21 protein-coding genes are annotated in these 23987 nt (G+C 65.7%); 19 read left to right on the plus strand and 2 right to left on the minus strand.

Annotated features, from left to right (window positions below):
- Positions 1 to 75 precede the first annotated feature (75 nt).
- From GRX31_RS12275 to GRX31_RS12365, 19 genes are all read left to right on the plus strand, one after another.
- Positions 76 to 690: a S24 family peptidase gene (locus GRX31_RS12275; protein WP_026062523.1), complete on the plus strand. Its 615-nt coding sequence runs from the start codon at positions 76 to 78 to the stop codon at positions 688 to 690.
- A gap of 440 nt (positions 691 to 1130) precedes the next feature.
- Positions 1131 to 1616 (plus strand): hypothetical protein, encoded by a 486-nt coding sequence (locus GRX31_RS12280; RefSeq protein WP_017405922.1) that lies wholly within the window; start codon positions 1131 to 1133, stop codon positions 1614 to 1616.
- 130 nt (positions 1617 to 1746) lie between these two features.
- Complete coding sequence (locus GRX31_RS12285) at positions 1747 to 2673, plus strand: phage tail tube protein (protein ID WP_012203258.1); 927 nt, start codon at positions 1747 to 1749, stop codon at positions 2671 to 2673.
- Positions 2674 to 2716: 43 nt separating this feature from the next.
- Positions 2717 to 3172, plus strand: a complete 456-nt coding sequence (locus GRX31_RS12290; RefSeq protein ID WP_012203259.1) for a hypothetical protein — start codon at positions 2717 to 2719, stop codon at positions 3170 to 3172.
- Positions 3173 to 3222: 50 nt separating this feature from the next.
- A complete protein-coding gene (locus tag GRX31_RS12295) occupies positions 3223 to 3492 on the plus strand; it encodes a DUF1799 domain-containing protein (protein ID WP_237426668.1) in 270 nt (89 codons plus the stop codon).
- Positions 3493 to 3562: 70 nt separating this feature from the next.
- The gene (locus tag GRX31_RS12300; RefSeq protein ID WP_160852926.1) at positions 3563 to 8446 is read left to right on the plus strand and encodes a tape measure protein; all 4884 of its coding nucleotides are present in this window, start codon (positions 3563 to 3565) and stop codon (positions 8444 to 8446) included.
- Positions 8443 to 9384, plus strand: coding sequence for a hypothetical protein (locus tag GRX31_RS12305; protein WP_016451810.1), 942 nt, complete (start codon positions 8443 to 8445; stop codon positions 9382 to 9384). The genes GRX31_RS12300 and GRX31_RS12305 overlap by 4 nt, the downstream gene beginning before the upstream one ends.
- Positions 9362 to 10063, plus strand: a complete 702-nt coding sequence (locus GRX31_RS12310) for a hypothetical protein (protein ID WP_016446436.1) — start codon at positions 9362 to 9364, stop codon at positions 10061 to 10063. The genes GRX31_RS12305 and GRX31_RS12310 overlap by 23 nt, the downstream gene beginning before the upstream one ends.
- The gene (locus tag GRX31_RS12315; protein WP_016446435.1) at positions 10063 to 11163 is read left to right on the plus strand and encodes a hypothetical protein; all 1101 of its coding nucleotides are present in this window, start codon (positions 10063 to 10065) and stop codon (positions 11161 to 11163) included. The genes GRX31_RS12310 and GRX31_RS12315 overlap by 1 nt, the downstream gene beginning before the upstream one ends.
- Positions 11160 to 11702, plus strand: a complete 543-nt coding sequence (locus tag GRX31_RS12320) for a hypothetical protein (RefSeq protein WP_016446434.1) — start codon at positions 11160 to 11162, stop codon at positions 11700 to 11702. Before GRX31_RS12315 ends, GRX31_RS12320 begins: the two co-directional genes overlap by 4 nt.
- 149 nt (positions 11703 to 11851) lie before the next feature.
- On the plus strand, positions 11852 to 12559 hold the full coding sequence (locus GRX31_RS12325) for a TetR/AcrR family transcriptional regulator (protein WP_160852928.1): 708 nt from the start codon (positions 11852 to 11854) through the stop codon (positions 12557 to 12559).
- Between the two features lie 62 nt (positions 12560 to 12621).
- Entirely contained in the window at positions 12622 to 14427 is a 1806-nt protein-coding gene (locus GRX31_RS12330) for an acyl-CoA dehydrogenase C-terminal domain-containing protein (RefSeq protein ID WP_016446432.1), read from the plus strand.
- Positions 14428 to 14507: 80 nt separating this feature from the next.
- On the plus strand, positions 14508 to 14948 hold the full coding sequence (locus tag GRX31_RS12335) for a DUF2147 domain-containing protein (RefSeq protein ID WP_016446431.1): 441 nt from the start codon (positions 14508 to 14510) through the stop codon (positions 14946 to 14948).
- 54 nt (positions 14949 to 15002) lie between these two features.
- Positions 15003 to 17405, plus strand: coding sequence for a 3-hydroxyacyl-CoA dehydrogenase/enoyl-CoA hydratase family protein (locus tag GRX31_RS12340; protein WP_012203269.1), 2403 nt, complete (start codon positions 15003 to 15005; stop codon positions 17403 to 17405).
- Between the two features lie 168 nt (positions 17406 to 17573).
- Positions 17574 to 18770, plus strand: a complete 1197-nt coding sequence (locus GRX31_RS12345; protein ID WP_016446429.1) for an acetyl-CoA C-acyltransferase — start codon at positions 17574 to 17576, stop codon at positions 18768 to 18770.
- A 104-nt stretch (positions 18771 to 18874) separates the two neighbouring features.
- Positions 18875 to 19777 carry an alpha/beta hydrolase family protein gene (locus GRX31_RS12350; RefSeq protein ID WP_016446428.1) on the plus strand — a complete coding sequence of 301 codons (903 nt, stop codon included), beginning with the start codon at positions 18875 to 18877 and terminating at the stop codon, positions 19775 to 19777.
- Between the two features lie 37 nt (positions 19778 to 19814).
- Positions 19815 to 20645 carry an acyl-CoA thioesterase gene (locus GRX31_RS12355; protein ID WP_016446427.1) on the plus strand — a complete coding sequence of 277 codons (831 nt, stop codon included), beginning with the start codon at positions 19815 to 19817 and terminating at the stop codon, positions 20643 to 20645.
- 16 nt (positions 20646 to 20661) lie between these two features.
- Positions 20662 to 21456: an enoyl-CoA hydratase gene (locus tag GRX31_RS12360; RefSeq protein ID WP_016446426.1), complete on the plus strand. Its 795-nt coding sequence runs from the start codon at positions 20662 to 20664 to the stop codon at positions 21454 to 21456.
- Positions 21450 to 21950, plus strand: coding sequence for a thioesterase family protein (locus tag GRX31_RS12365; RefSeq protein WP_016446425.1), 501 nt, complete (start codon positions 21450 to 21452; stop codon positions 21948 to 21950). Before GRX31_RS12360 ends, GRX31_RS12365 begins: the two co-directional genes overlap by 7 nt.
- A gap of 41 nt (positions 21951 to 21991) precedes the next feature.
- Here the strand turns inward: GRX31_RS12365 and GRX31_RS12370 are convergent, their stop codons facing one another.
- Positions 21992 to 23371, minus strand: a complete 1380-nt coding sequence (locus GRX31_RS12370; protein ID WP_160852930.1) for an MATE family efflux transporter — start codon at positions 23369 to 23371, stop codon at positions 21992 to 21994.
- A complete protein-coding gene (locus GRX31_RS12375) occupies positions 23368 to 23835 on the minus strand; it encodes a MarR family winged helix-turn-helix transcriptional regulator (protein ID WP_160852932.1) in 468 nt (155 codons plus the stop codon). Before GRX31_RS12375 ends, GRX31_RS12370 begins: the two co-directional genes overlap by 4 nt.
- Positions 23836 to 23987: the final 152 nt, after the last annotated feature.

A 23987-nucleotide genomic window follows, 5' to 3' on the forward strand; every position in this document is an offset into this window, starting at 1 on the left:
CTGTCAAGATTCGCCATGCCTGCAAAACCTGTGACTGATGCGCTTACATCCAACGTTGATGAGGTACTGGCGCGCATGGCTGAAGCCTTGGGACCCGACTGGATGGCCGGCATGGAGGTTCAGCCTGAAACGGTGCGGACATGGCGCAAGCGCGGGGAAGTGCCAGCACGGCAACTGCTGCGGGCCTCGCAGCGAGCGGGCCGGCCGCTGGAGTATTTCAACGGCACGGGCGCGGCGAAGCCTGTCGCTCGGCATGGTGGGGCGGCCGAAGACGAGTTCACGCAGATCGAGATGCTCGATGCGCACGTCAGCGCAGGGCATGGGGCCGTCAACGGCCCTGACGAGGTGATAGGCCGCTTCGCCTTCCGTTCGTCCTGGCTGCAGTCCAAGGGGCTGGGCAGACACAACGCCAAGATCGTGCGTGCCCGTGGAAGATCCATGGCGGACCGCATCAACGACGGCGACATCCTGCTGGTCAACACCTCGGTCGATACGCTGACCCAGGATGGTGTTTATGTGATCGAGCTGGAGGGTGAGAACTACGTCAAGCTGCTGGAGCGCGACTTCAGCACGGGCGGTGTGCGCATCGTCAGCTACAACCCCGCTTATCCGCCCCAGGTTCTGGAAGGCGAAGCGGCCAACCGGCTGCGCATCTGCGGCCGGGTTCTCTGGCACGGCGGAGAACTCTAGCCCCCGGGCCGTGCCGCTCGGCACCGCTCCAGAGACTTTGCCGCAGGCCTGAGGCGACCTGGGCGTTTCCGTCTTCTCTCGGCCTTTCTCGTCCTCCTCTTTCGTGCGTCCGTGCCTACCCGAGCGGCAGGACGTTTGCGCTTGCCTGGCCGTTGGGATGTGCCGGGCCAAGGCACATGTGCCTGGCATCCAGGTCCGCTGCGCCTGAGAAGGCGCGCGCCTGTGGACGCTGAAACCGGGCCTGCATATGCAGGCCTTATTCATTTTTGCCTACCTCGGCACAGTCACTCCATCGCAACGACGCATCTTTTTCTGCGTCCCCCAACGGAGTGACCCATGTACGCCATCGCACAACTGTTCCTGCTCTTTGCCGCTCATCTGCGGCCCATCGTGGCCGAGGCTGCGGCGAGCGTGGCAGCGGCCTTTCCGGTGCTGCGCCCATGAATGCACTGGCCCAGCATCGCAACGCCATCGTGTCCGTCCTGGCCTCGGTGCCGCAGATCGGCGTTGTACAGGACCGCGAACGCCATGCCGCCAGCGATGCCGAGCTGGCCGCCCTGTTCACGTATACGCCGCCTGCAGCAGGCACGGCCCATGTCCGCGGCTGGTGGCTGCGCAGAAGCAGCACGGTCGAGCACGGCAGCAGCACGGCCCGCACGGTAAGCGTGCACCAATGGACGCTGCATGGCTACCTGGCCATCGCCGACGCCCAGGCCAGCGAGTTGCTGCTGGACGACCTGGTCGAGCAGTTCCGCGCCCTGGTGCGAGCCGATCCGACCCTGGGTGGCGTGTGCCAGCCCGGTCCCCTGGCAGGCAGCGACGACAGCACCGATGGCGTGCAGGTCATGCGTGCCGAGCCGGTGGATTTCGCGGGAGTGCGTTGCCACTCCGTTGTCCTGCAACTCAGAACCTGGAGCTACCTGTGACCTGCACACCACCGAACCGGGCCTAGACCGGACACCTCGCAACTTTCCCGCAACCCCTGTGGTCCGCGGCGCTGGAGAACGGCGCCCAAGGCCGCGAAACCTTTCCTCATCTCTTCAAAGGATTTTCCAAATGGCAGCAAAGATCATGCGCAAGATGGCCCTCCTGGCCCTGGTTGAAACCGTTGTCGGCACGGCCGTCGTACCGCTGGCGGCCAATGCCATGCTGGTCAGCGACGTGACCCTCACCCCCATCGAGGGCGACGTGGTCGAGCGCAACAACATCCGTCCCTTCTTCGGCTCCAGCGGCAGCACCCTGGTCACCGAATACCAGAAGGTGGCGTTCTCCGTGGAATTCGCGGGTGTGGCCGCAGCGGGCGAGCGTCCCGGCGTGACCGACCTGTTGCGTGCGTGTGCCGCCAGCGCCAGCACCGAGACTGGCGTGAAGACAGTCTTCTCTCCCGTGACCGACGGCATCCAGAGCGTGACCATCTACGGCAACGTGGACGGCACCCTCTACAAGATGCATGGCGCACGCGGCGAGGTGGAGTTCAGCACCGATGCCAAGGCCATTCCCAAGTGGAAGTTCGAGTTCACGGGCTCCTTCGTCCCCGCCGTGGATGAGGCCCTGCCGGCAGTGGACTACAGCGACTTCGTCGCTCCCCTGGGCGTCAACAAGACCAACACCCAACTGACCCTCGACGGCCTGGCGGTGGCCTGCAGCGCCTTCAGCTTCAAGTGCGGCAACCAGGTGGTCAAGCGCGACCTGATGAACGTGGACACCGTGGAAATCACGGACCGAAAGTCCACGGGCAGCGTCACCTTCGAGAACACCAGCGTGGCCACCAAGGACTGGATCGGCCTGGCGCGCGCCAGCGCCATCGTGCCCGTCACGCTCAAGCATGGCCCCGGCGCCACCAACACCGTCAGTTTCAAGAGCGCGCGCGCCCAGATCGGCAAGCCGACCTACAGCGACAGCGATGGCGTGCAGATGATCACGATCCCCCTGTCGTTCATTCCCTCCGACGCGGGCAACGACGAATGGTCCATCGAGATCTGACGCCTCACCTCCCTGCCTGACAACTACACATCCAAGGATCACCATGGCCGTCAAGATTTCCGGGCTCAAGCCCACCATCTCCGTTCCCGCAACGCTGTACCTGCCCGTCGATGAGGGCAGGTTCGGAGCCCATCACTTTGCCGTCGTGTTCAAGCGCCTGGGCAAGGCGCGGCGCGACGAGATCAATGAACTCATCGTCGTCGGCAAGCCCGCCACGCAGCCCGATGGCTCGCAGGAGGTACGGCGCATGACCATCCCTGAACTGCTCGACGAAGTGGTTGTGGGCTGGGAGGGGATGCTGGGCGACGAAGGAACACCCGTGCCCTACAGCCGCGACGAGCGCCTGGCGGCCGAGGAGGCCTACCCGGGACTGGAGCAGGCCATGGCCGTGGCCTGGTTCGACGGACTCAACGTGCACCAGCGGGATGCCGCCACAAAAAACTCCGTGGCGCTGTCCGGCATCACCTCGGCCTCGACGGCGCAGACCGCTATCTCGTAGACGACGAGCTGCGCACCCAGTGCGCGCAGATGGGGATCGACCCCGACCGGATGGTGCCCGGCGATCTGCAACGGCAGCACCCCGAGGACTACGAACTGTGGCCGGAGCATGCGATGGCCTGGAGCGTGTACCTCGGCTGCTCCACCCAATGGCGTAGGACGGCCACGCCCTGGGGCCAGTGGCACTGGGACGGGCTGGACTACGCCGGGGCCGAGATCGTGATGCGCCGCTACGCGGTGCCCGCCGCGCAGCGCGGCGAGGTCTTCGCGCAATTGCAGGTACTGGAGGCGCAGGCGCTGCGCCAGCTCAACCGGGGCTGAGGCATAGGGGCCTCGGCTCCGGCCTTTCAAGACAAACACAAGCGGTCAAGCATACCGAACAGAGATCAGCATGAGTACAGCGGTCAAAAGCATAGGCATCGCCCAGACGCCCAGCCTGAGCGAGCTGCGTGCGCAGAATGCCCAGTTCTCCCAGGAGCTCGACAAACTCCACGGCAAGCTGCAGCAGGCGTATGCCGGCATGTCGCAGTTCGCAGGTGCCTCAACGGACACGGCGCTTGTGTCGGCGCGTGCCAGCGTCGATATCGAGAGCCTGTCTACTTCCATGGGCAAGATTGCAGGCCGCGCCAATGCCATGCTGGAAGTGGCGGGTTCGGCGGCCAAGGTGGGAGAGGCGCTCTACACGGCCAGTGCCCAGACAGAGAATTTGCGTACACGGCTGGACCTTGCCACCGGCGGCAAGGGCGCGCAGGAACTGGCCTATGTCACGGCCCTGGCCGATCGGCTGGGCCTGCAGCTCAATGCCACCGGCCAGGCCTACGCCGACTTCGCCACCAAGGCGCGAGGTACGGCGCTGGAGGGCGCGCAGGTGCAGGCCATCTTCACGGGGATTGCCTCGGCCAACGCGGCCATGGGCCTTTCCGTGGAGCAGGGCAATGCCTCGTTGGCAGCCGTACTCGACCTGATGGGCAAGGGGACGATAGGCGCGTCGGACTTCAGCGAGAAACTGGGACATATCCCGGAGGCGGCGCTGGTCGGCGCTCAGGCCCTGGGTGTGACACAGGAGCGGTTCTCCCAGATGCTGCAGACCGGCGAGGTCGTGACGCAGGACTTTCTGCCCCGTTTCTCGCAGGCGCTGCAAAGCTCCCTGGGAGAGGGGACGGACAAGGCGGCGGACAGGCTGGATGCCGGCACCCAACGCATGGCCAACGCCTGGGACAAGCTCAAGTCCGCCGTGGGAGATTCCGGCATCAGCCAGATGATCTCCTTTGGCATGAATGCAGCGGCCAACGACATGAACGCCTTTTCGGAGTCCATGTCGCGGGCGCGTGACAACGGGTCGGGCTTCCTGGGCCAGATCAGCAGCGGCCTGGGCAACATCGCCGGGCGCGCGGTGGGCTTGCAATACATCAGCACGGCCTTCCAGTCGAATGCGGAAAAGGCAGCCTATCTGGCCAAGGAGCTTCCGCGCGCCAGGGCTGAACTGGAGATGCTGCAGGCCAAGGGGGCAGCGACATCGCGCAATGTATGGGTGCGCACGGCCCATGACGATGCCCAGCGCCTGGTCGAAAAATTGCAGCAGGTGCAGCGCGAATTGATGGCGGCACAGGGTCAGCGCAATGCAGGCGGCGGCCGCGGGTTCATCAATCCGCCGCTGGTGGGACAGCCACAGCCGCAGGAGCAAAGCAAGAAAACTGACGCGCCTGCGCAGAAGAAAGAGCCGCCTGCGGTACCCCGCACCGTCAGCTACGCGCCACCGGCCGTGCCAGCCAGAACGCAGCAGGACGATGAGGAGCTCAAGCGCGATCAGGAACTGCAGAAAAGGCAGCAGGAGGTGGCGCAACTCGTCAAGGAGCACCAGACCAAGGCCGGACTGGCCGAAAAGAACCTGGAACTCGCCCGGCAGGAAACGCGCGCGATTGGCCTGACCGGTGAGGCGTTGGGACAACTGCGCCAGGAGCAGGTCGAGAAGACCATCGCGGAGATGGAAGACAACGCGGCCGGGCAAGAGAGTGTCCGCTGCTCCAGGGAGGTCGCCGAGGCCGTTGGCAAAGAGGCCGAGGCCACGCGCGAACTCGCCCGGGTCAAGGGCTACAACGAGTCTGCCAGCAAGGTGGACGAGTACACCAAAAGCGTGAAGGCGGCCAGTGAGGCGGTGCAGTTCGAGCAGTCTCTGGCAGCCATGTCGGAACGCGACCGCAAGATCGCGCTGGAGCAATACCAGGTCGCGATCGAGCTCAAGAAAAAGCTCGAAGACATCTCGGCCAAGAATCCGGATGATGCGGCTGGCGCCCAGAAACTCAAGGACGACGCCACGGCCGCAGCCAACCAAGCCAAGGCCAATGTTGCCGAACGTGTCCGCATGCAGGAGACCCAGAAATCGGTCGACCAGATGGACGAGATGTTCCGCAAGGGCTTCACGGACATGCTGGCCAACGGCACCGAAGGCTGGCGTACCTTCACCAAGAGCCTGAGTGCGACGTTCAAGGCCTCTGTGGCCGATGAGATGTACAAGGCGTTTGCGCGGCCGTTTCTCGTGCCTGTCTTCGCTCAGCTCAGGGGGTTCGTCGGCAACTTCCTCGGTCAAGGCGGTGCTCCGGGAACAGCGGGCGCTGGTGATGCGCAGGGCACGGGCCTGGGCGGTGGATTGACGGACTGGTCCACCTGGGGCACCTCGGCGCAGAAGTACCTGAATGAATCCGCACTCAAGCTCATGTCCAATGGCTGGAACATGGCCGGTGAAGCACTGCAGGACCTGGGCAAGACCGTGGGCCGGTTCGACACCTGGCTGAAAGACATTCCCGGTTTCCAGGGAGGGATTGGCTCTGCTGCCGGTTACCTGGGAAGCCTGTACAGCCTGTCCCAAGGACAGTACGGAGCCGCTGTGGGTCAGGCGGTGGGAACCTGGATTCTTCCGGGCATCGGCTCGATGATCGGCAGCTTCCTCGGTGGAGCGCTCGACAAGGCCTTCGGCTCCCGCGGCGCCAACCATGGCGGCGCGGCCTACAGCACGGCCGGCATTGGCAATGACAAGGCGGCCGAGCAGCTGTTTGGCCGCGCGGCAGGCGACTGGTACGACGATCTGACACGCCGCCACAGCGATGGCATCGAAAAGCAGCTCAAGACCAGTCTGGACGGACTGGCCCTGGTCTACGGATCCCTGGGCAAGTACGCCACGGGCGGAGTGCGCGACATCGACTTGGTGGGCGGCTTTGCCGCCAACGGAAAGTACACCGACGAGGACGCCTACGGCTACGCCAAGATCATCGACAAGACGACCGGCATGATCCTGGCCGGCTTCGAGAACCGCTCGCTGGGCAACAACCCGGAAGAGGCCTACAAGGCCTTCCTGGGCCAGACCGGTTCCCTGCTGGTGTCCGAACTCAAGAAGGCGGACCTGCCCAGCTGGATGCGCACCACGCTGGACTCGCTGGGCGAAGCACCCAATGTCGAGGCTCTGCAGGCAGCCTTCCAGACCATTGACCTGATCGGCCGCTCCTTCGAGGAACTGGGCAAGAAGATCACGGGCTTTGCCGACCTGACCGACCTGGCCTTCGAGTCCCTGATCAAGGCCTCGGGCGGCATCGAGGCGCTGAATGCCAACGCGGGCAGCTTCTACCAGAACTTCTACAGCGAGGATGAGCGCAAGACCATCGCCAAGCGCGAGATGGGCAGCAAGCTCAAGGACCTGGGCGTGGACATCGACCTGGACGCCGATGACGCCCAGGCCCGGTTCCGCACGCTGGTGGAGGACAAGCTCAAGGCAGCCAACTCCGAGGAGGCGAATGCCAAGGTATTGAAGGACGCCATCTCGAAGGTCCAGGGCACGCAAGGCCTCAAGGACATGGCCAAGACTGGCGCCTTCAAGGACTGGGCCAGCACCACCCTGGAAGAAGGTTCTGGCGATATCGGAAAACTCGCGGCCGATCTCGAGAACCTGGCGAACACCAGCACGTCGCTGGCCGACTTCACTGCCGGTATGGACAAGCTGATCGGCAATATCGGCGGCACCGGCAAGTCTTCGGCCGAGACCGCTGCCGAGCTGCTCAAGCTCAACGACACGTTCAAGGCCGTTACCAAGACATCCGAGGATGCTGCGGCGGCTTCGGCCAAACAGGCCGAGGAAGCCAAGCGCAAGCAGGAGGAGCAAGCGCAGGAGGCGAAGAAGAAGAACGAGGCCGATACGGATGCGGCGTGGAGCCTGCTGCAGCGTTCCGTCGATGCGGAGCGCTCGGCCATACAGGCACGCATCGATGTCGCGCAGGAGCGCGTGGATACCGAGCGCGCCCTCATGGACACCTTGCGCGGGCATGTCGTCGAACTGCGCGGCCAGATCGAGAGCACCCAGGCCATGGCCTTGGCCAGAGCCAACGAGGTCATTGACCAGGCACTGGCTGCGTACCGGCGCACGGGCTATCTGCCCGAATCGGCTGACATCGGCGAGGCCGTCTCGGCTGCGCGCGGCGGTATTTCCTCGGGCAACTTCCGCTCGCGCCTGGACTATGAGGCCGCGCAGTTGATCCTGGCCAACAAGCTCGAAGTGCTGCATGACGCGGCGGGCGAGCAGCTGTCTGCCGATGAATTGATTCTGGAGCAGGAAAAAAGCCAGGTCGATGCGTTGGACCGGCTGCTCAAGACCGAGAAGGAGGCGCTGGACATAGCGCGTGGCATCGACACGCGGCTGCTGTCGTCCGATCTCGCATGGGCGGAATTCCGCGCGGCACTGCTCAAGGAGAGTGTAGGCCATGGCAGCGCAGGCGATCTGGACGGGGCTGACGGCAAGAGCGAAAGCGGCTTCGGCCCTGGCGGTGGAGATGGTTCAGGCGCTGATCGGGCAAAGCGCATCGCTGAGACCTATCGCAGGTACGAGGGGACTGGGGATGTCGCAGGCTTGGTGCGAGATATCAAGGCGGCTGGCGGGACGGCAAAAGATATCGCGAATCTGGGAGGCTATGCGCTGGGCGACGTGAATGCTGTTCTAGACCAGATGGGAATCCCCCGATTCGCGCGAGGTGGCGATCACGCCGGAGGCGTGCGCATGGTCGGCGAATTGGGGCCTGAGCTGGAATTCACCGGCCCATCGCGCATCTACAGCGCACAGAGAACCCAGCAACTGTTCGCCGGAATGGGGGGCGGTGAAACATCCAGGCAGATCCAGGCATTGCATCAGTTGATCTTTGACATAGGCCGTCAGCAAATTGTGCTGTTGCACAGCATGGAGGGCTTGGCACGCAAGGCCGATGCGTTGGGTATCAAGCGGAGGGTCGCAGCATGAGCACGAATGGCGCATTCACGAAAGGCATGGGCTTTCTGCCTCCCATCGCCGTCACGCTTTCCAATATGACAACAAACGTTGCACCCAGTGAACTGGCGCCCTGGATGGTCAACAAGACGTATGCCCTGGGTGACGAGATCATTGACGTCACAGGACTCATTTGGCGATCCCTGGTCGCAGGCAATACGGGCAATGCTCCAGCAACGTCCGAAGGGAAATGGCAACGGCGCGGTGTGGAAAACCGCTTGCGCATGTTCGATGCAAGTCTGGGTTCCTACACGGAGGCTGACGACCTGATTGAGGTGCAGATCAAGCCAGGTTGCATCGTGACGGATATCGAGCTGCTGGGTATTCAGGCTCACACGGTCCAAGTGCTGATGCGCGATCCCGTCGATGGCGACGTATTCGACAGTGGCGCGCAACTCATGCTCAAGCCGTCGGGCAACTCCCACTGGAACTATTTCTTCGCCCCCATCGCTCGCGAACACAAGTTCTCCCTTACGGGTCTGCCGGCATACACCCAGGCCACCATCACGATTCGCATCAGCAACCGTGGGGCCAAGGCGCGCTGTGCGGAGGCAGTCATCGGTCGTGCCGTGTGGCTGGGCAACACACAGTGGCGACCCTCCATCAGTTTTGACGACTGGAGCCTCAAGAAGCGCGACGACTGGGGGGGCTGGGTAGCCGAGCCCGGCGCATACAGCGATCGCCTGAAGCTGCAGGTACTCGTTCACGGCACGCAGTACGAGCGCGTGCGCAACGAAATCTTGGCGTACCGCGCCAGGCCGGTCGTATGGATAGGTGCGCGAGGCTACAGCGTGCTCACCACGTATGGCTACATCACGGGCTTCGACCAGGTACTGGTGGCCCATGGCTTCTCCGATTGCAACCTAACCATTGAAGGACTGGAAGACGATGAACTTCACGCAACCACCTGATCCACCGGATGAAGGAGTGTCGATACCCAACCGACGAACCGACCCGCAGGATGTATTCGACGTCAAGACTGATGTCTACCTGAATTGGCTTTCCGGCTTCAGAAGCTGGACAGCGGGTCTGGCCGGTTGGCTGAAGACCTTTCTTGCGGAACTAGTCCAGGCACTGCAGACAGTTGAAGCCAATAAGAACGCCGCCCAGGCTGCCGCCGCAGCTTCGGCCACTAGCGCACAGAACGCCGCCTTGGTCGCCGGGGCGCAGCGCTGGGAGCCGGGCAACTATGCCCAGGGCGATGCAGTCTGGTCGCCTATCTCGCTGCTGACCTATCGGCGTGTACAAGTGGGGCTCTCAGCCAGCGCCATTGACCCCGCACAGGACCCTGCCGGCTGGCGGCTGTCAGGCTCTCCCATGTCGATGCCGCAGCAGGATCTGACCTCAGCTGGGCCGCACCAGCTCATCGTCGGCATGCACTATCTGGTCACGCATCCCCTGTGCGTGTGCCTGATGCCTGCAGGCGCCGCGCCTCAGGACCAGTTGCGCGTCACCAACCGCTCCAACGCCCTGACGCCCGTGCTGCGCCGCAACGGCGGCAAGTTCTCCGGTATCGAGGACGACTTGGTGCTGGATTCGCGCTTCGCCGACCGCACCTTTACACAAACCGCAACCCTGGGGTGGATCTGATGCTTTCGTTCAATACCTTGTATGGCCAACCGGCTGCGCTCATGCGCCGGCGCATCTGGAGCGGCGAGGAGCGCAAGCTGCCTGCAGCCAGTGTGCGCGTGGAAAACATGTTCAAGGCGCACCAGGGCTTCCTGCCGAATTTTTCGTTAGGGGTTCCAACTCGAGCAGTGTGGAACGGCCGCGTGTATGCCGTCGCCACTGCCACGACGCTCTACACGACACCGGACCTGCGCACCATCACGTCCAGGTTTGTGACGACCGGGACGATCCAGGGCTTGGCACAGCACAACGGCACCATCGTCGTCAGCTATGTCGATGGACCGCAATACGGCCTGCGCGCGAGCACGAATGATGTGTCGTTCACGGCGCCCGCTGGCGCTCAAGCCGTGGCCGCGATCAGCCGGGCCGGTGGGTTCTTTTTTGGTCAGCAGACGTCGACCGGCCTCTCCTACTGCTACAGGTCCGTCGCAGGGACAGATACCTGGCTGAACACGCCCATGCCTTCGGGAGACCCATGGCATAAATTCCTTTTCAACGGGTCTGCTTATCTGGCATTGTCTGGAGCAGGCCCCTCCTGGATCAACGCTGCAGTGTCAGACTCCGGGGCCTCGTTCATCAGCTCCACCGGGTTCAACGCGCTGCGCAACACGGTATCAGCAGCATCGGCCGCGCTCAATCAGGGCATTGCGGTCGGCACAAAGTTCGTGCTGTTTGGTGCGGTGGGGAAGCGGATGTGGACGGCAACGTCCGAAGATGGGCACAACTTCGACCTGAAGGTCCAACTGCTGCCCCTGCTTGATGGAGAAGATGTCCAGAGCATCACGAGCGCAATCGTGCTGGACGGCGTGATCTATGCGCGGGCCGTGACGCTGGACAACGCCAATGCGAGCCGCTTACGCCTTGTGGCCTCATACGACGCTGGGGCGAACTGGCGCTTGTTCCCCCCAGCATTCGTCCCTCGAACAGGGGTAGTCGATGTGACAACCCCCATCTTTGCCCTGGAGCCTGGTAAGGGCTTGTTTCTCGGGACCCAAGGCATGGGACTGCTATCCGACGTCGACAACGACCGTGAGTTCTACTACGAACAGGGGGCCGCATGAATTACGAATATGACCTGTGGGGTTGGTATGTGGGCATGGCCACGTCGCCCAGCGAGCGCACGACCACGCTGCCGCCTGACAACATGCAGACCCACGACGCACCGGGCCGCCCGCGCAGCAACTTCACGGGCCTGGCCTGGGTCGAACTGCCTTATGAGGCCCCGCCCGAGCCGGTGCCCGAACCCGCGATGCCGGAGATCGTCATCACCGGCATCGCGGCCGACAAGGAGGACTTTGTACATACTCCCGACTTTACCGATGCGACGGTGCCGGTAGGCGCCACGCTGGCCTTCTCTGCCGAGCTGCGGGCAGGCGCGCAGGTGTTGGCCAAGGATGACAGCTTTCGACTGCCCATCCGGTCGCGCGATGGCCGCGAGCGCGTGGTGCTGGCCTCCATGGCCAAGGGCTTCATCCGTTTCTCTGTCCACTTCGAAGACAGTCGGGTCTGGGAAGTGACCGAAGCCATGGTCAATTCCGACCTTCCTCCCGAACGCCACATGCGCTTCAAGGGCATCAAGGTATTTGCCGTGGAGGCATGACTTGCTCTGAGGCGTGACAACCAACCAAGCCGGCACCTGCCGGCTTTTTTGCGCCTGCCCACAAGCTAGGTGTTTTCCCCCGCATGTCTTCGCCGCGACAAGCTTTCCATGCAAAATAGCACGAACGTTCGTTTTAACAAGAATTTCGCATGTCCAGCGTTTCCGCCCCACGCCGCACCGCTCGCTCTCCGACCAACTCCAATGCCGATCCCAAGGCCGGCTCTTCCGTGCACGAAGCGGCTGCGCCCGCGCCGCGCCGCGCGCTGCACAAGGGTCAGCAGACCAAGACCACCATTGTGGAGGCTGCCCTCAACCTGGCCACGCACATCGGCCTTGAGGGCCTGTCTATCGGCGCTCTGGCCGAGCTGACGGGCATGAGCAAGTCGGGCGTGTTCGCGCATTTTGGCTCGCGCGAGGAGCTGCAGATTTCCGTGGTGCATGAATACCACGACCGTTTCGAGCAGGAAGTGTTCTTCCCGGCGCTTCAGGCACCGCGCGGCGTGGCGCGTCTGCGGGCGCTGTTCGACAACTGGATGAAGCGCACCTCCATCGAGCTGGACTCGGGCTGCATCTATATCAGCGGCGCCGTGGAGTTCGACGACCGCACGGGGCCGGTGCGCGATGCGCTGACGGCTTCGGTCCAGACCTGGCACGCAGCCATGCGCCGCACCATCGTGCAGTGCCGCGAATGCGGCGACCTGCGTGCCGACCTGGACGAGAACCAGCTGCTGTTCGAGATCCACGGCCTGATCCTGGCCCTGCATTACGAGGCGCGCTTCCTGCGCAACGAAGGCTCCATGCAGCGCGCCATCGACGGCTTCGAGAGCATTCTGGCGCGCTACGCCAGCCCGACCTGATTTTTCAGTTTCACCGTTTTCACCGCATCCACTGCAAACCCCGCCAACACAGGAGAAGACAAATGCCCAGCTACAACCCGCCCCTGCGCGACATGCAATTCCTCATGCACGAGGTGTTCAAGGTCACGGATGACTACCGGCAGATGACGGCGCATGCCGAGGTCGATGCCGACACCATCAACGCCGTGCTGGAAGAGGCGGGCAAGTTCGCGGCCAATGTGACGTTTCCGCTGAACATCAGCGGCGATGCCGAGGGCTGCGTGCTGAACAAGGAAACCCACGAGGTCACCACGCCCAAGGGCTTCAAGGAGGCCTACCAGAAGTACGTGGAAGGCGGCTGGCCTTCGCTGTCCTGCGACACGGCCTATGGCGGCCAGGGCCTGCCCTTTGCGGTGAACTCGGCGCTGTACGAGATGCTCAACAGCGCCAACCAGGCCTGGACCATGTACCCCGGGCTGTCGCACGGCGCCTACGAGGCCCTGCATGTGCATGGCACGGAAGAGCAAAAGAAGCTGTACCTGCCCAAGCTGACCAGCGGCGAGTGGACCGGCACCATGTGCCTGACCGAGCCCCATTGCGGCACCGACCTGGGACTGCTGCGCACCAAGGCCGAGCCCGTGGCCGGCGCGCCCGAGGGCACCTACAAAATCACCGGCAACAAGATCTTCATCAGCGCTGGCGAGCACGACTTCACCGACAACATCGTCCACCTGGTGCTGGCCCGCCTGCCCGATGCGCCCCCGGGCTCCAAGGGCATCAGCCTGTTCGTGGTGCCCAAGTTCGTGGTCAAGGCCGATGGCTCGCTGGGCGAGCGCAACCCCATCTTCTGCGGTGCGCTGGAGCACAAGATGGGCATCCATGGCAATGCCACGGCTCAGATCAATATCGACGGCGCCATCGGCACCCTGGTGGGCCAGCCGAACAAGGGTCTGCAGGCCATGTTCGTGATGATGAATGCCGCCCGCCTGGGCGTGGGCAACCAGTCGCTGGGCCTGACCGAGGTGGCCTACCAGAATGCCCTGGCCTATGCCAAGGACCGCCTGCAGATGCGCAGCCTGTCGGGCACCAAGGCCAAGGACAAGCCGGCCGACCCCATCATCGTCCACCCCGACGTGCGCCGCATGCTGCTGACGGCCAAGGCCTATGCCGAAGGCGGCCGCGCGCTGGTGACCTACTGCGCCTTCCTGATCGACAAGGAGTTCAACCACCCAGACGAAAAGGTGCGCAAGGACAGCGCCGAGCTGGTGGCGCTGCTGACCCCCATCGTCAAGGCCTTCATCACCGACAACGGCTGGACGGCCACCACCATGAGCCAGCAGGTCTATGGCGGCCATGGCTTCATCACCGAATGGGGCATGGAGCAGTTCGTGCGCGATGCGCGCATCAACATGATCTATGAAGGCACGAACGGCATCCAGGCGCTGGACCTGCTGGGCCGCAAGGTGCTGGGCAACCAGGGCGCATCGCTCAAGAAGTTCGGCAAGCTGGTGGCGCAACTGGTGGAGGAAGAGGGCGTCAACGAGAAGATGGCCGAGTTCATCAATCCCATCGCCTACCTGGGCGACCAGATGACCAAGTTCACCACCGAGATCGGCTTCAAGGGCATGCAAAACCCCGACGAGGTGGGTGCCGCCTCTGTGGACTACCTGCGTGTGGCGGGCCACCTGGTGTTCGGCTACTTCTTCGCCCGCATGGCCCAGGTGGCGCTGCGTGAAATCGCCAAGGGCAACACCGACCCGTTCTACCAGGCCAAGCTGCAGACCGCGCGTTTCTACTTCGCCAAGCTGTTCCCCGAGACCGCGACGCTGATGCGCACGGCCCGCGCGGGCAGCAAGTCCCTGATGGACACGGACGCAGCGCTGGCCTGAACGGCTTCACTCCAACATGGGAGCACGGGCTGTGCGCATCAGCGTGGTCTGTGCGCCTTTCTAGGCGAAAGGGGTTTGAAATGAAGGCATATCAAGCACTGGCAGCAATGGTGCTGGGCCTCACGGCCGTCGCGGCGCAGGCGCAGATGACGCCCGTGGGCCTGTGGAAGAGCGTGGACGACAAGAGCGGCGAAGCCAAGTCCGAGATCCGCGTGGCCGAGAACGACGGCGTGGTCACGGGCCGCATCGAGCAGATCCTGCGCAAGGGCGCCGATCCGGCCGCCACCTGCACCGAGTGTTCTGACGACCGCAAGGGCCAGCCGCTCAAGGGGCTGGAGATCATCCGCGGCGCCAAGAAGGCCGAGGGCAAGGACGTCTGGGAAGGCGGCAAGATCCTTGACCCCGAAAACGGCAAGACCTACACCCTGCGCCTGACGCCCATCGAGGGCGGCGCCAAGCTCGAGGTGCGCGGCTCCATCGGCCCCTTTGGCCGCACCCAGACCTGGGTGCGCGTGCAGTAAACCATTCCGGAAGGCGGCCGCAGCGGCCACCTCCCTCCCACTTGTGGAACATCCATGTCCCGATTCAATGTGAAGAAAGTCGCCGTGCTCGGCGCTGGCGTGATGGGTGCGCAGATCGCGGCCCATCTGGTCAATGTCAAGGTGCCCGTGGTGCTGTTCGACCTGCCTGCCAAGGAAGGCCCGAAAAGCGGCATCGCCGAGCGCGCCATCGCCAACCTCAAGAAGCTCAAGCCTTCGCCCATCGGCGTGGCCGAGGACGCGGACCTGATCCAGCCCGCCAACTACGAGGAGCACCTCAAGCTGCTCAAGGGCTGCGACCTGATCATCGAGGCCATTGCCGAGCGCATGGACTGGAAGCTCGACCTGTACACCAAGATCGCGCCCCATGTGGCCAAGCACGCCATCGTGGCGTCCAACACCTCGGGCCTGTCCATCACCAAGCTGTCCGAGGCGCTGCCCGACGCGATCAAGCCGCGCTTTTGCGGCATCCACTTCTTCAACCCGCCGCGCTACATGCCGCTGGTGGAGCTGATCGCCACGCCGACCACGCAGCCCGTGGTGCTGGACCAGCTCGAAGCCTTCGTCACCAGCGGCCTGGGCAAGGGCGTGGTGCGCGCCAAGGACACGCCCAACTTCATCGCCAACCGCATCGGCATCGCCGGCATGCTGGCCACCATGAAGGAGGTCGAGAACTTCGGCCTGACCTTCGACGTGGTCGATGACCTCACCGGCAAGAAGCTGGGCCGCGCATCCAGCGGTACCTTCCGCACGGCCGACGTGGTGGGCCTGGACACCATGGCCCATGTGATCAAGACGCTGCAGGACAACCTCAGCGCCGAGACCGATCCCTTCTACGGCAGCTTCGGCACGCCGCCCGTGCTGGCCAAGCTGATCGAGCTGGGCAACCTGGGCCAGAAGGCGAAGAAGGGCTTCTACAAGAAGGTCGGCCGCGACATCCTGCAGTTCGAGCTGGACAGCGAGGACTATGTGCCCGCAGGCGGCAAGGCCGACGAGGTCTATGGCCGCATGCTCAAGAAGCCTGCTGCCGAGCGCCTGAAGCTGCTGCGCAATGCCGAGGGGGCGCAGGGCCGCTTCCTGTGGGCCATCCTGCGCAACAGCTTCCACTACGCGGCCATCCACCTGGAGAGCATTGCGGAGTCCGCACGCGACGTGGACCAGGCCATGCGCTGGGGCTTCGGCATGAAGCAGGGCCCGTTCGAGCTGTGGCAGGAAGCCGGCTGGCTGGAAGTGGCGAAGATGGTCCAGGAGGACATCGATGCCGGCAAGGCATTGAGCAAGGCACCTCTGCCCAAGTGGGTCTTCGAAGGCCCGGTGGCCGAGGCCGGCGGCGTGCACACGGCGCAGGGCTCGTGGAGCCCTGCCAAGGGCCAGTTCGTGCCCCGCCGCGTGCTGCCCGTCTACGAGCGCCAGATCTTCCCCGAAAAGCTGCTGGGCGAAGACAGCCTGCCCGACTGGAAGACGGCCGGCACCACGATCGCCGAATCCAAGGCGCTGCGCACCTGGACGCTGGACGGCCAGATCCTGATCGCCAGCATCAAGAACAAGATGCACGCCATCAGCCCCGAAGTCATGGAAGCGCTGATGGAGGCCGTGGACGTGGCCGAGACCGACTTCCAGGGCATGGTCATCTGGTCGGGCGATGCGCCGTTCAGCGTGGGCGCCGACCTGGAAGCCACCATGCCGGCCTTCGTGATCGGCGGCGCCGACGCCATCGAAAGCGTGGAGCAGGAGCTGCAAAACCTGATGCTGCGCATCCGCTACGCCCAGGTGCCCGTGGTTGCGGCCATCCATGGCATGGCGCTGGGCGGCGGCTGCGAGCTGGCCGTCTACAGCGCGCGCCGCGTGGCGCACATGGAAAGCTACATCGGCCTGGTGGAAGTCGGCGTGGGCCTGGTGCCCGGCGCGGGCGGCCTGACCTACATCGCGCGCCGCGCGGCAGAGAACGCCGCCACCAGCACGGGCAAGGACCTGCTGCCCTTCCTGACCGAAGGCTTCACGGCCGCGGCCATGGCCAAGGTGGGCACCAGTGCCATCGAGTCGCGCAAGCTGGGCTACCTGCTGGACAGCGACCTCATCGTGCCGCACAAGGACGAGCTGCTCTTCGTCGCCATCAACGAAGCCAAGTCCATGGCCGCAGGCGGCTGGCGCGCGCCGCTGCCGCGCAGCTTCCCCGTGGCGGGACGCAGCGGCGTGGCCACCATCAAGGGCTCGCTGGTCAACATGCGTGACGGCGGCTTCATCAGCGAGTTCGACCAGCATGTGGCCAGCCTGATCGCCAACGTGGTCTGCGGCGGCGACGTGGATGCGGGCACCCTGGTGGACGAGGCCTATCTGATGAAGCTCGAACGCAAGGCGTTCTGCCACCTGATCGGCCATCCGAAGACCCATGAACGCATTCTCGGAATGCTGAACACCGGCAAGCCCGTCCGGAATTGATATGTCCCCCCTGAGTCGCTTCGCGCCTTCCCCCCCAGGGGGACGACAGCCTCGCGGCGGGGCGGCCCTTGCTCGCTGTCCCTGGTCTGGAGCACGCCAGTTGTCTGGGGCGCGCCCTTTTCGGGGGCTGCGGGGGTGATGAATAACTGAGATCGAGGAGCAATCTCCATGAAACAAATCCAAGACGCCTACATCGTCGCCGCCACGCGCACGCCCATCGGCAAGTCGCACAAGGGCTTTTTCCGCAACTACCGTCCCGACGACCTGCTGGCGACCACGCTGAAGGCCGCGCTGGCCCAGGTGCCGGGGCTGGACCCGGCTGCCATCGAGGACATCATCTGCGGCTGCGCCATCCCCGAGGCCCAGCAGGGCCTGAACGTGGCGCGCATCAGCGCCGTGCTGGCGGGGCTGCCCACCAGCGTGGGTGGCATCACCGTGAACCGCTTCTGCGCCTCGGGCCTGTCGGCCGTGGCCATGGCGGCGGACCGCATCCGCGTGGGCGAGGCCGACGTGATGATCGCGGCCGGCGTCGAGAGCATGAGCATGGTGCCCATGATGGGCAACGCGCCCTCGCTGTCGCCGTCCATCTTCGAGCGCGATGGTGACGTGGGCATTGCCTATGGCATGGGCCTGACGGCCGAGAAGGTGGCCCAGCAGTGGAAGGTCTCGCGCGATGCGCAGGACGCCTTTGCGCTGGAGTCGCACCGCCGTGCCCTGGCCGCGCAGCAGGCCGGCGAGTTCAAGGACGAGATCACGCCCATCGAGGTCACCGACCGGGGCCTGGACCTGGCCAAGGGCGAACCCGTGGTGCGCACGCGCACCGTGGAGCTGGACGAGGGCGCACGCCCCGACACCAGCCTGGAAGGCCTGGGCAAGCTGCGCACCGTGTTCGCGGCGCGCGGCTCGGTGACGGCCGGCAACAGCTCGCAGACCAGCGATGGCGCAGGCGCGCTGATCCTGGCCAGCGGCGCAGCCGTGCAGCGCTTCGGCCTCACGCCGCTGGCGCGCTTCGTGAGCTATGCCAGCAAGGGCGTGCCGCCGGCCATCATGGGCATCGGCCCCATCGAAGCCATCCCGGCCGCGCTGCGCTATGCGGGCCTCAAGCAGGACGACATCGACTGGTTCGAGCTCAACGAAGCCTTTGCCGCCCAGTCACTGGCCGTGGTCAACACGCTGGGGCTGGACCCCGCCAAGGTCAATCCCATGGGCGGTGCCATCGCCCTGGGCCACCCGCTGGGTGCCACGGGCGCCATCCGCTCTGCCACCGTGGTGCATGCGCTGCGCCGCAAGCAATTGCGCTACGGCATGGTGACGATGTGCGTCGGAATGGGCCAGGGCGCCGCCGGCATCTTCGAGCGGGTCTGACCGTTGCTCAAGGCCCCGTTCGCGGGGCTTTGTCTTTTTCGCTCATTCCATTTTTTCCCATCCATGCGAGCCGGCACAGAAACGGCACTGACCAGGAGACAGCCATGGAACAACACCAACTCAGCAGCGATGGCGCCACGCTGGCGCTGCGCGTCTACACGCCCGCTGGCCCGCCACGCGCCAGCGTGGTCATCGGCGGGGCCATGGGGGTGCGCCAAGCCTTCTACGAGGCCTTTGCCACCTGGCTTGCGGGCCAGGGCTATCGGGTGACCAGCTTTGACTACCGGGGCCATGGCGATTCCCTGCAAGGCGCTTTGCGCCAGGTGCGTGCCGACCTGTGCGACTGGGCGCGCGACTACGAGGCGGTCATCGCCCATGCCAAGGCGCAGCTGCCGGACCAGCCGCTGTTCCTGATCGGCCACAGCCTGGGCGCCCAGCTGCCGGGCCTGCTGCGCTCCCCGCAGCTGGTGGACGGCCTTTTGAGCATTGCGGCCGGCAGCGGCTACTGGCGTGACAATGCGCCCCGCCTCAAGCGCATGGTTCCCTATTTCTGGCATGTGCTGGTGCCCGTGGCCACGCGCCTGTGCGGCTACTTTCCGGGCCGCCGCCTGCGCAAGGTGGGCGACCTGCCGGCCGGCGTCATGCTGCAGTGGCGCCGCTGGTGCCTGAACCCGCGCTACAGCGTGGGTGCCGAGGGCGAGGCCGCCGCGCGCAGCTACGCCGCCGTGCGCTTTCCGGTGATGGCGCTGTCCATGAGCGACGACGAACTCATGACCTGGCGCGGCACCGAGCACCTGTTCGCGCTCTACGCCAATGCCCCCAGCCGCATCGAGCGCATCGAACCCAAGGCCCTGCAGTTGCGGCGCATAGGGCATTTCGGCTTCTTCCGCGCCGATATGCGCGACGCGCTCTGGGGCCGGGCCGTGGACGTGTTCTCGGGCTGGACCAAGGCGCCGGCCGCCGCGGCCCACCCGCGCTTTCCCTCACCCGCAGAGTCGCCGGCTTGACGGACGCGGGCGCCGCTTGCCATCACACTCGTTTGCCATGAGCACAGACATCCATCCTCTCGACCAGGCCGTGGCGCTCACGCCCACCGGCGCCGTGGGCCACTACCAGGGCCAGACCACGCAGGACTACTGGAACATGGTGGGCCCATACGGCGGCATCACCGCCGCCGCGCTGGTGCGGGCCATCCAGCAGCATCCGCTGTGCCTGGGCGATCCGCTGTCCATCACCGTCAACTACGCGGCCGCGCTGGGCGCGGGGCGCTTCGACATCGAGGCCCGCCCCGTTCGCACCAACCGCTCCACCCAGCACTGGCTGCTGACCATCACCCAGCCCGACCAGGATGGCGATGCCCAGGTCGTCACCACGGCCACGGCCGTCACGGCCGTGCGGCGCAGCACCTGGGGCGGCACCGACCTGGCCATGCCCGAGGTGCCGTCGCCCGCCGCCGTGCCGCGCGTGCCGCCGCTGGGCGGCGTGGAATGGCTCAACCGCTACGACATGCGCTTTCTCGACGGCATCATTCCCCAGACCTGGGATGGCCGCGAGACCGACAGCCTCACTCGCCTGTGGGTGCGCGACGAGCCGCCGCGCGCACTGGATTTTTGCGCGCTGGCCGGCCTGGCTGACGTATTCTTCCCGCGCGTGTGGCTGCGCCGCGCACAGCGCACCCCGGCGGGCACGGTGTCCATCACCGTCTACTTCCATGCGGGGCGCGAGGAACTGGCCGCCGCAGGCACGGGCCACCTGCTGGCCCAGGCGCGCGGCCAGGAATTTCGCAACGGCTTCTTCGACCAGAGCGCCCAGCTGTGGAGCGAGGCCGGCGTGATGCTGGCGAGCAGCCACCAGATCGTGTATTTCAAGGAATAAGCAAGGCAAGACCATCATGAGCGAAACCACCCAGGACATCCTCGTGCACACCGAAGCCGGTGTCTGCACCATCACCTTCAACCGCGCCGACAAGAAGAACTCCATCACCGAGGCCATGTACGCCAGCATGGCCGATGCGCTGGCCCAGGCCGGCGAAGACGCCGCCGTGCGCTGCGTGGTCTTCCAGGGCGACATGGCCATCTTCAGCGCGGGCAACGACATTGCCGACTTCCTCAAGCAGTCGGCCGGCGGCGCCGCCAGGCCGGAGGGCGAGCAGCGCCCCGTCTGGCGCTTCCTGCACAACATCGCCGCCTTTCCCAAGCCCGTGATCGCCGCCGTCTGCGGCCCGGCCGTGGGCATCGGCACCACCTTGCTGCTGCACTGCGACCTGGTCTATGCGGGCGACAACGCGGCCTTCTCGCTGCCCTTCGTGAACCTGGGCCTGTGCCCCGAAGCGGCCTCCAGCCTGCTGCTGCCCCAGATGCTCGGCTACCACCGCGCGGCCGAGGCCCTGCTGCTGGGCGAGCCCTTCCTGGCCGAAGCCGCACTGGAGGTGGGCCTGGTCAACCGCGTCGTGCCGCCCAGCGAATGCAATGCGCTGGCCCAGGCCCAGGCCAGGAAGCTGGCCGCCAAGCCGCTGTCGGCCCTGATCGAGACCAAGCGCCTCATGAAGGCCGGCCAGTCCGGCCTGGTGCGCGAGCGCATGGCCGAGGAGGGAACGAGCTTCGGCAAGCTGATGGGCGGCCCCGCTGCCAAGGAGGCGTTCACCGCGTTCATGGAGAAGCGCAAGCCGGACTTCAGCCAGTGCTGAAATCCACGAAGGCCTCCGGGGCCTCCGAGGCGCCCGTGCAGTTCGAGCCCGAGTTCATCGCCGGGCTGCGCGAAGTGTTCGAGCGCCAGATCGCCTTCAACCAGGTGCTGGGGCTGCGCATCACCGAAGTGCTGCCCGAGCGGGTTGAAGGCCGCATCACCATGCGGCCCGAGCTCATAGGCCACGCCGCCTACCAGCGCATCCACGGCGGCGTGATCAGCGCCGGTCTGGACTCCATGGGCGGCCTGGCCGTCATGGCGGCCATCGGCGCCAAGCACATGGACGATGCGCCGCTGCAGCGCCTGCACCGCTTCTCGCGCCTGGGCACCATCGACCTGCGCGTGGACTACCTGCGCCCCGGCATAGGCAGCGAATTCATCCTGCGCGCCGAGGTGCTGCGGCTGGGTTCGCGCGTGGCCAACACGCGCATGGAATTCCTGGGGGCCGATGGCAGCTTGCTGTCCACGGGGACGGCGGCGTACATCGTTTCTTGATGCATGGCCCGCTGACTGCGGGCCTTCTTTTTTGCGTCTCTTCACCCCCAGCGCGCGCGCCACACGGCCCAGGCCGTGCCTGCGCCATAGGCGGCCATGGCCACGGCGACCAGGATGAACAGCGACTGGGCACTGCCCAGGCCGCTGGACATGAGCCAGCCGCCGCCCACCACCACGATCAACAGGCGCACCGTGCCGGCCAGCACGGGTGCCCAGACGCGGCCTGCGCCCAGGGAGGCGAAGTACAGCACCAGTCCCAGGCCGAACAGCCCGAAGGCCGGGCCCACGGTGCGCAGGTAGAGGTCGGCGTAGGCGCGCACGGCCGGGTCGCCGGTGAAAATGCCCGACCACAGCTGCGGCCAGACCATGACCACCAGCCCCAGCACGCCCAGCAGGGCAGCGGCCATGGCGCCGCCCGACCAGGCCACGCGGCGCGCGCGCGCCACCTGGCCGGCGCCCATGGCCATGCCCACCATGGGCACGGCGGCCATGCCGACGCCGAAGGCCATGGGGATCAGCAGGAACTCCAGCCGCTGGCCAATGCCGTAGCCGGCCAGTGCCAGCGGGCCCAGGCGGGCGACCATGCCTGTCAGCAGCAGCGCGGCCAGCGCCGTTTGCACGGGGGACAGGCAGGCGAGGGCCCCCACGCGCAGGATGTCGCGGAACATGGGCCAGGCCAGGCGGGGCCTGCGCCAGTCCAGTTGCAGGCGCTGCTGGCCCCATTGCAGATAGGCCAGGAAGACTGCGACGGCCAGTGCCATGGCCACGATGTTGCCCACGGCCACGCCCGGCATGCCCCAGCGCGGCATGGGCCCCAGGCCCAGCCCCAGCGTGCCGCCCACCACGATCTGCACCAGCGAGGCCGCAAAGATCACGGCCGACGGCATGCGCATATTGCCCGTGCCCCGCACCACCGAGGCCAGCGTATTGCACAGCCACACCAGGATGGCGCCGCTGAACAGCACGGCGCCAAAGCCCGTGGCCGCTGCCAGCACCTCGCCGCGCCCGCCCAGCCAGCCGTAGAAGGTGGCGCCGCACAGCACGAAGATGAGCGAGTACAGCAGGCCTGCGATGGCGCCGATCACGATGGCGTGCAGGGCCAGTGCCGAGGCGCGCGCGCCGTCGCCCGCGCCCAGCGCGCGGCTGATGGCCGAGGACACGCCGCTGCCCATGGCACCGTTGCTCATCATCTGCGTGAGCATGGCCAGCGGAAACACCAGGGCCATGGCCGCCAGCGATACGGTTCCCAGCTGCCCTACGTAGTAGGTCTCGGCCACGGCGACCAGCACCGACATGCTCAGCGCCACCATGTTGGGCACGGCCAGGCGCACCAGGGTGGAGGCGATGGGGCCGCTGACCAACGGATGCGCGGACCCGCTGGCCGCAGCGCCAGGGGCTGCGGAGGGCAGGGCGGCGTTCATTCCGCGCTCTCCTGCGTGGCGGTTTCCAGCACGGGCAGCATGCCCAGCACCAGGCTTTCCAGCGCGCCGATCTGCTCGCTGCCGCACAGCTCGCGCACGCGCTGCTGGGCCTGGCGCCACAGGGCGGCAGCCTCGCGGATGCGGGCGCGGCCTTCGGGCGTGACCACCACGCAGCGGCTGCGCGCATCCGCGCCGGGAACCAGGTCGATGAAGCCGGCCTGCTGCAGCGTGCGCAGATTGCGCGTCATCGTCGTGCGGTCGGTGTGCAACTGCTCGGCCAGGGCCGAGACCGTGGGCGGGCCGTCGGGCGCATTGCGCGCCTGCACCAGCAGGCTGAACTGCGTGCCGCGCAGGCCGCTGGGCGCGAGCGTGTCGTCATAGAGCTGGGAGATCTTGCGCGACAGGCTGCGCACCATGAAGCAGGTGCAGACCGGACTGGCGGCGCTTGGGGTGGAGGAGGTCATGGGGCGTGGGGCAGGTGGCCTGGAATGGAAATGAGTGTAGATGCACCTATTGATTTGCGCATGTCCGCTGCGCGACCTGCGCATGCGCGGTGTGTGATCGAGAAAGGCTTGCAAGCACATGAAACGGGAGAACCATCTGGTTACTTTTCTTG

Source organism: Delftia sp. CH05 (assembly GCF_009827015.1).
In the GTDB taxonomy this organism is placed as follows: Bacteria; Pseudomonadota; Gammaproteobacteria; order Burkholderiales; family Burkholderiaceae_C; genus Comamonas; species Comamonas tsuruhatensis.

What these genes read in the sequence shown, in the direction of transcription:
- GRX31_RS12275 (WP_026062523.1), top strand. Translation starts at nt 76, where the DNA reads ATGGCTGAAGCCTTGGGACCCGACTGGATGGCCGGCATGGAGGTTCAG.
- GRX31_RS12280 (WP_017405922.1), top strand. Translation starts at nt 1,131, where the DNA reads ATGAATGCACTGGCCCAGCATCGCAACGCCATCGTGTCCGTCCTGGCC.
- GRX31_RS12285 (WP_012203258.1), top strand. Translation starts at nt 1,747, where the DNA reads ATGGCAGCAAAGATCATGCGCAAGATGGCCCTCCTGGCCCTGGTTGAA.
- GRX31_RS12290 (WP_012203259.1), top strand. Translation starts at nt 2,717, where the DNA reads ATGGCCGTCAAGATTTCCGGGCTCAAGCCCACCATCTCCGTTCCCGCA.
- GRX31_RS12295 (WP_237426668.1), top strand. Translation starts at nt 3,223, where the DNA reads ATGGTGCCCGGCGATCTGCAACGGCAGCACCCCGAGGACTACGAACTG.
- GRX31_RS12300 (WP_160852926.1), top strand. Translation starts at nt 3,563, where the DNA reads ATGAGTACAGCGGTCAAAAGCATAGGCATCGCCCAGACGCCCAGCCTG.
- GRX31_RS12305 (WP_016451810.1), top strand. Translation starts at nt 8,443, where the DNA reads ATGAGCACGAATGGCGCATTCACGAAAGGCATGGGCTTTCTGCCTCCC.
- GRX31_RS12310 (WP_016446436.1), top strand. Translation starts at nt 9,362, where the DNA reads ATGAACTTCACGCAACCACCTGATCCACCGGATGAAGGAGTGTCGATA.
- GRX31_RS12315 (WP_016446435.1), top strand. Translation starts at nt 10,063, where the DNA reads ATGCTTTCGTTCAATACCTTGTATGGCCAACCGGCTGCGCTCATGCGC.
- GRX31_RS12320 (WP_016446434.1), top strand. Translation starts at nt 11,160, where the DNA reads ATGAATTACGAATATGACCTGTGGGGTTGGTATGTGGGCATGGCCACG.
- GRX31_RS12325 (WP_160852928.1), top strand. Translation starts at nt 11,852, where the DNA reads ATGTCCAGCGTTTCCGCCCCACGCCGCACCGCTCGCTCTCCGACCAAC.
- GRX31_RS12330 (WP_016446432.1), top strand. Translation starts at nt 12,622, where the DNA reads ATGCCCAGCTACAACCCGCCCCTGCGCGACATGCAATTCCTCATGCAC.
- GRX31_RS12335 (WP_016446431.1), top strand. Translation starts at nt 14,508, where the DNA reads ATGAAGGCATATCAAGCACTGGCAGCAATGGTGCTGGGCCTCACGGCC.
- GRX31_RS12340 (WP_012203269.1), top strand. Translation starts at nt 15,003, where the DNA reads ATGTCCCGATTCAATGTGAAGAAAGTCGCCGTGCTCGGCGCTGGCGTG.
- GRX31_RS12345 (WP_016446429.1), top strand. Translation starts at nt 17,574, where the DNA reads ATGAAACAAATCCAAGACGCCTACATCGTCGCCGCCACGCGCACGCCC.
- GRX31_RS12350 (WP_016446428.1), top strand. Translation starts at nt 18,875, where the DNA reads ATGGAACAACACCAACTCAGCAGCGATGGCGCCACGCTGGCGCTGCGC.
- GRX31_RS12355 (WP_016446427.1), top strand. Translation starts at nt 19,815, where the DNA reads ATGAGCACAGACATCCATCCTCTCGACCAGGCCGTGGCGCTCACGCCC.
- GRX31_RS12360 (WP_016446426.1), top strand. Translation starts at nt 20,662, where the DNA reads ATGAGCGAAACCACCCAGGACATCCTCGTGCACACCGAAGCCGGTGTC.
- GRX31_RS12370 (WP_160852930.1), bottom strand. Translation starts at nt 23,371, where the DNA reads ATGAACGCCGCCCTGCCCTCCGCAGCCCCTGGCGCTGCGGCCAGCGGG.
- GRX31_RS12375 (WP_160852932.1), bottom strand. Translation starts at nt 23,835, where the DNA reads ATGACCTCCTCCACCCCAAGCGCCGCCAGTCCGGTCTGCACCTGCTTC.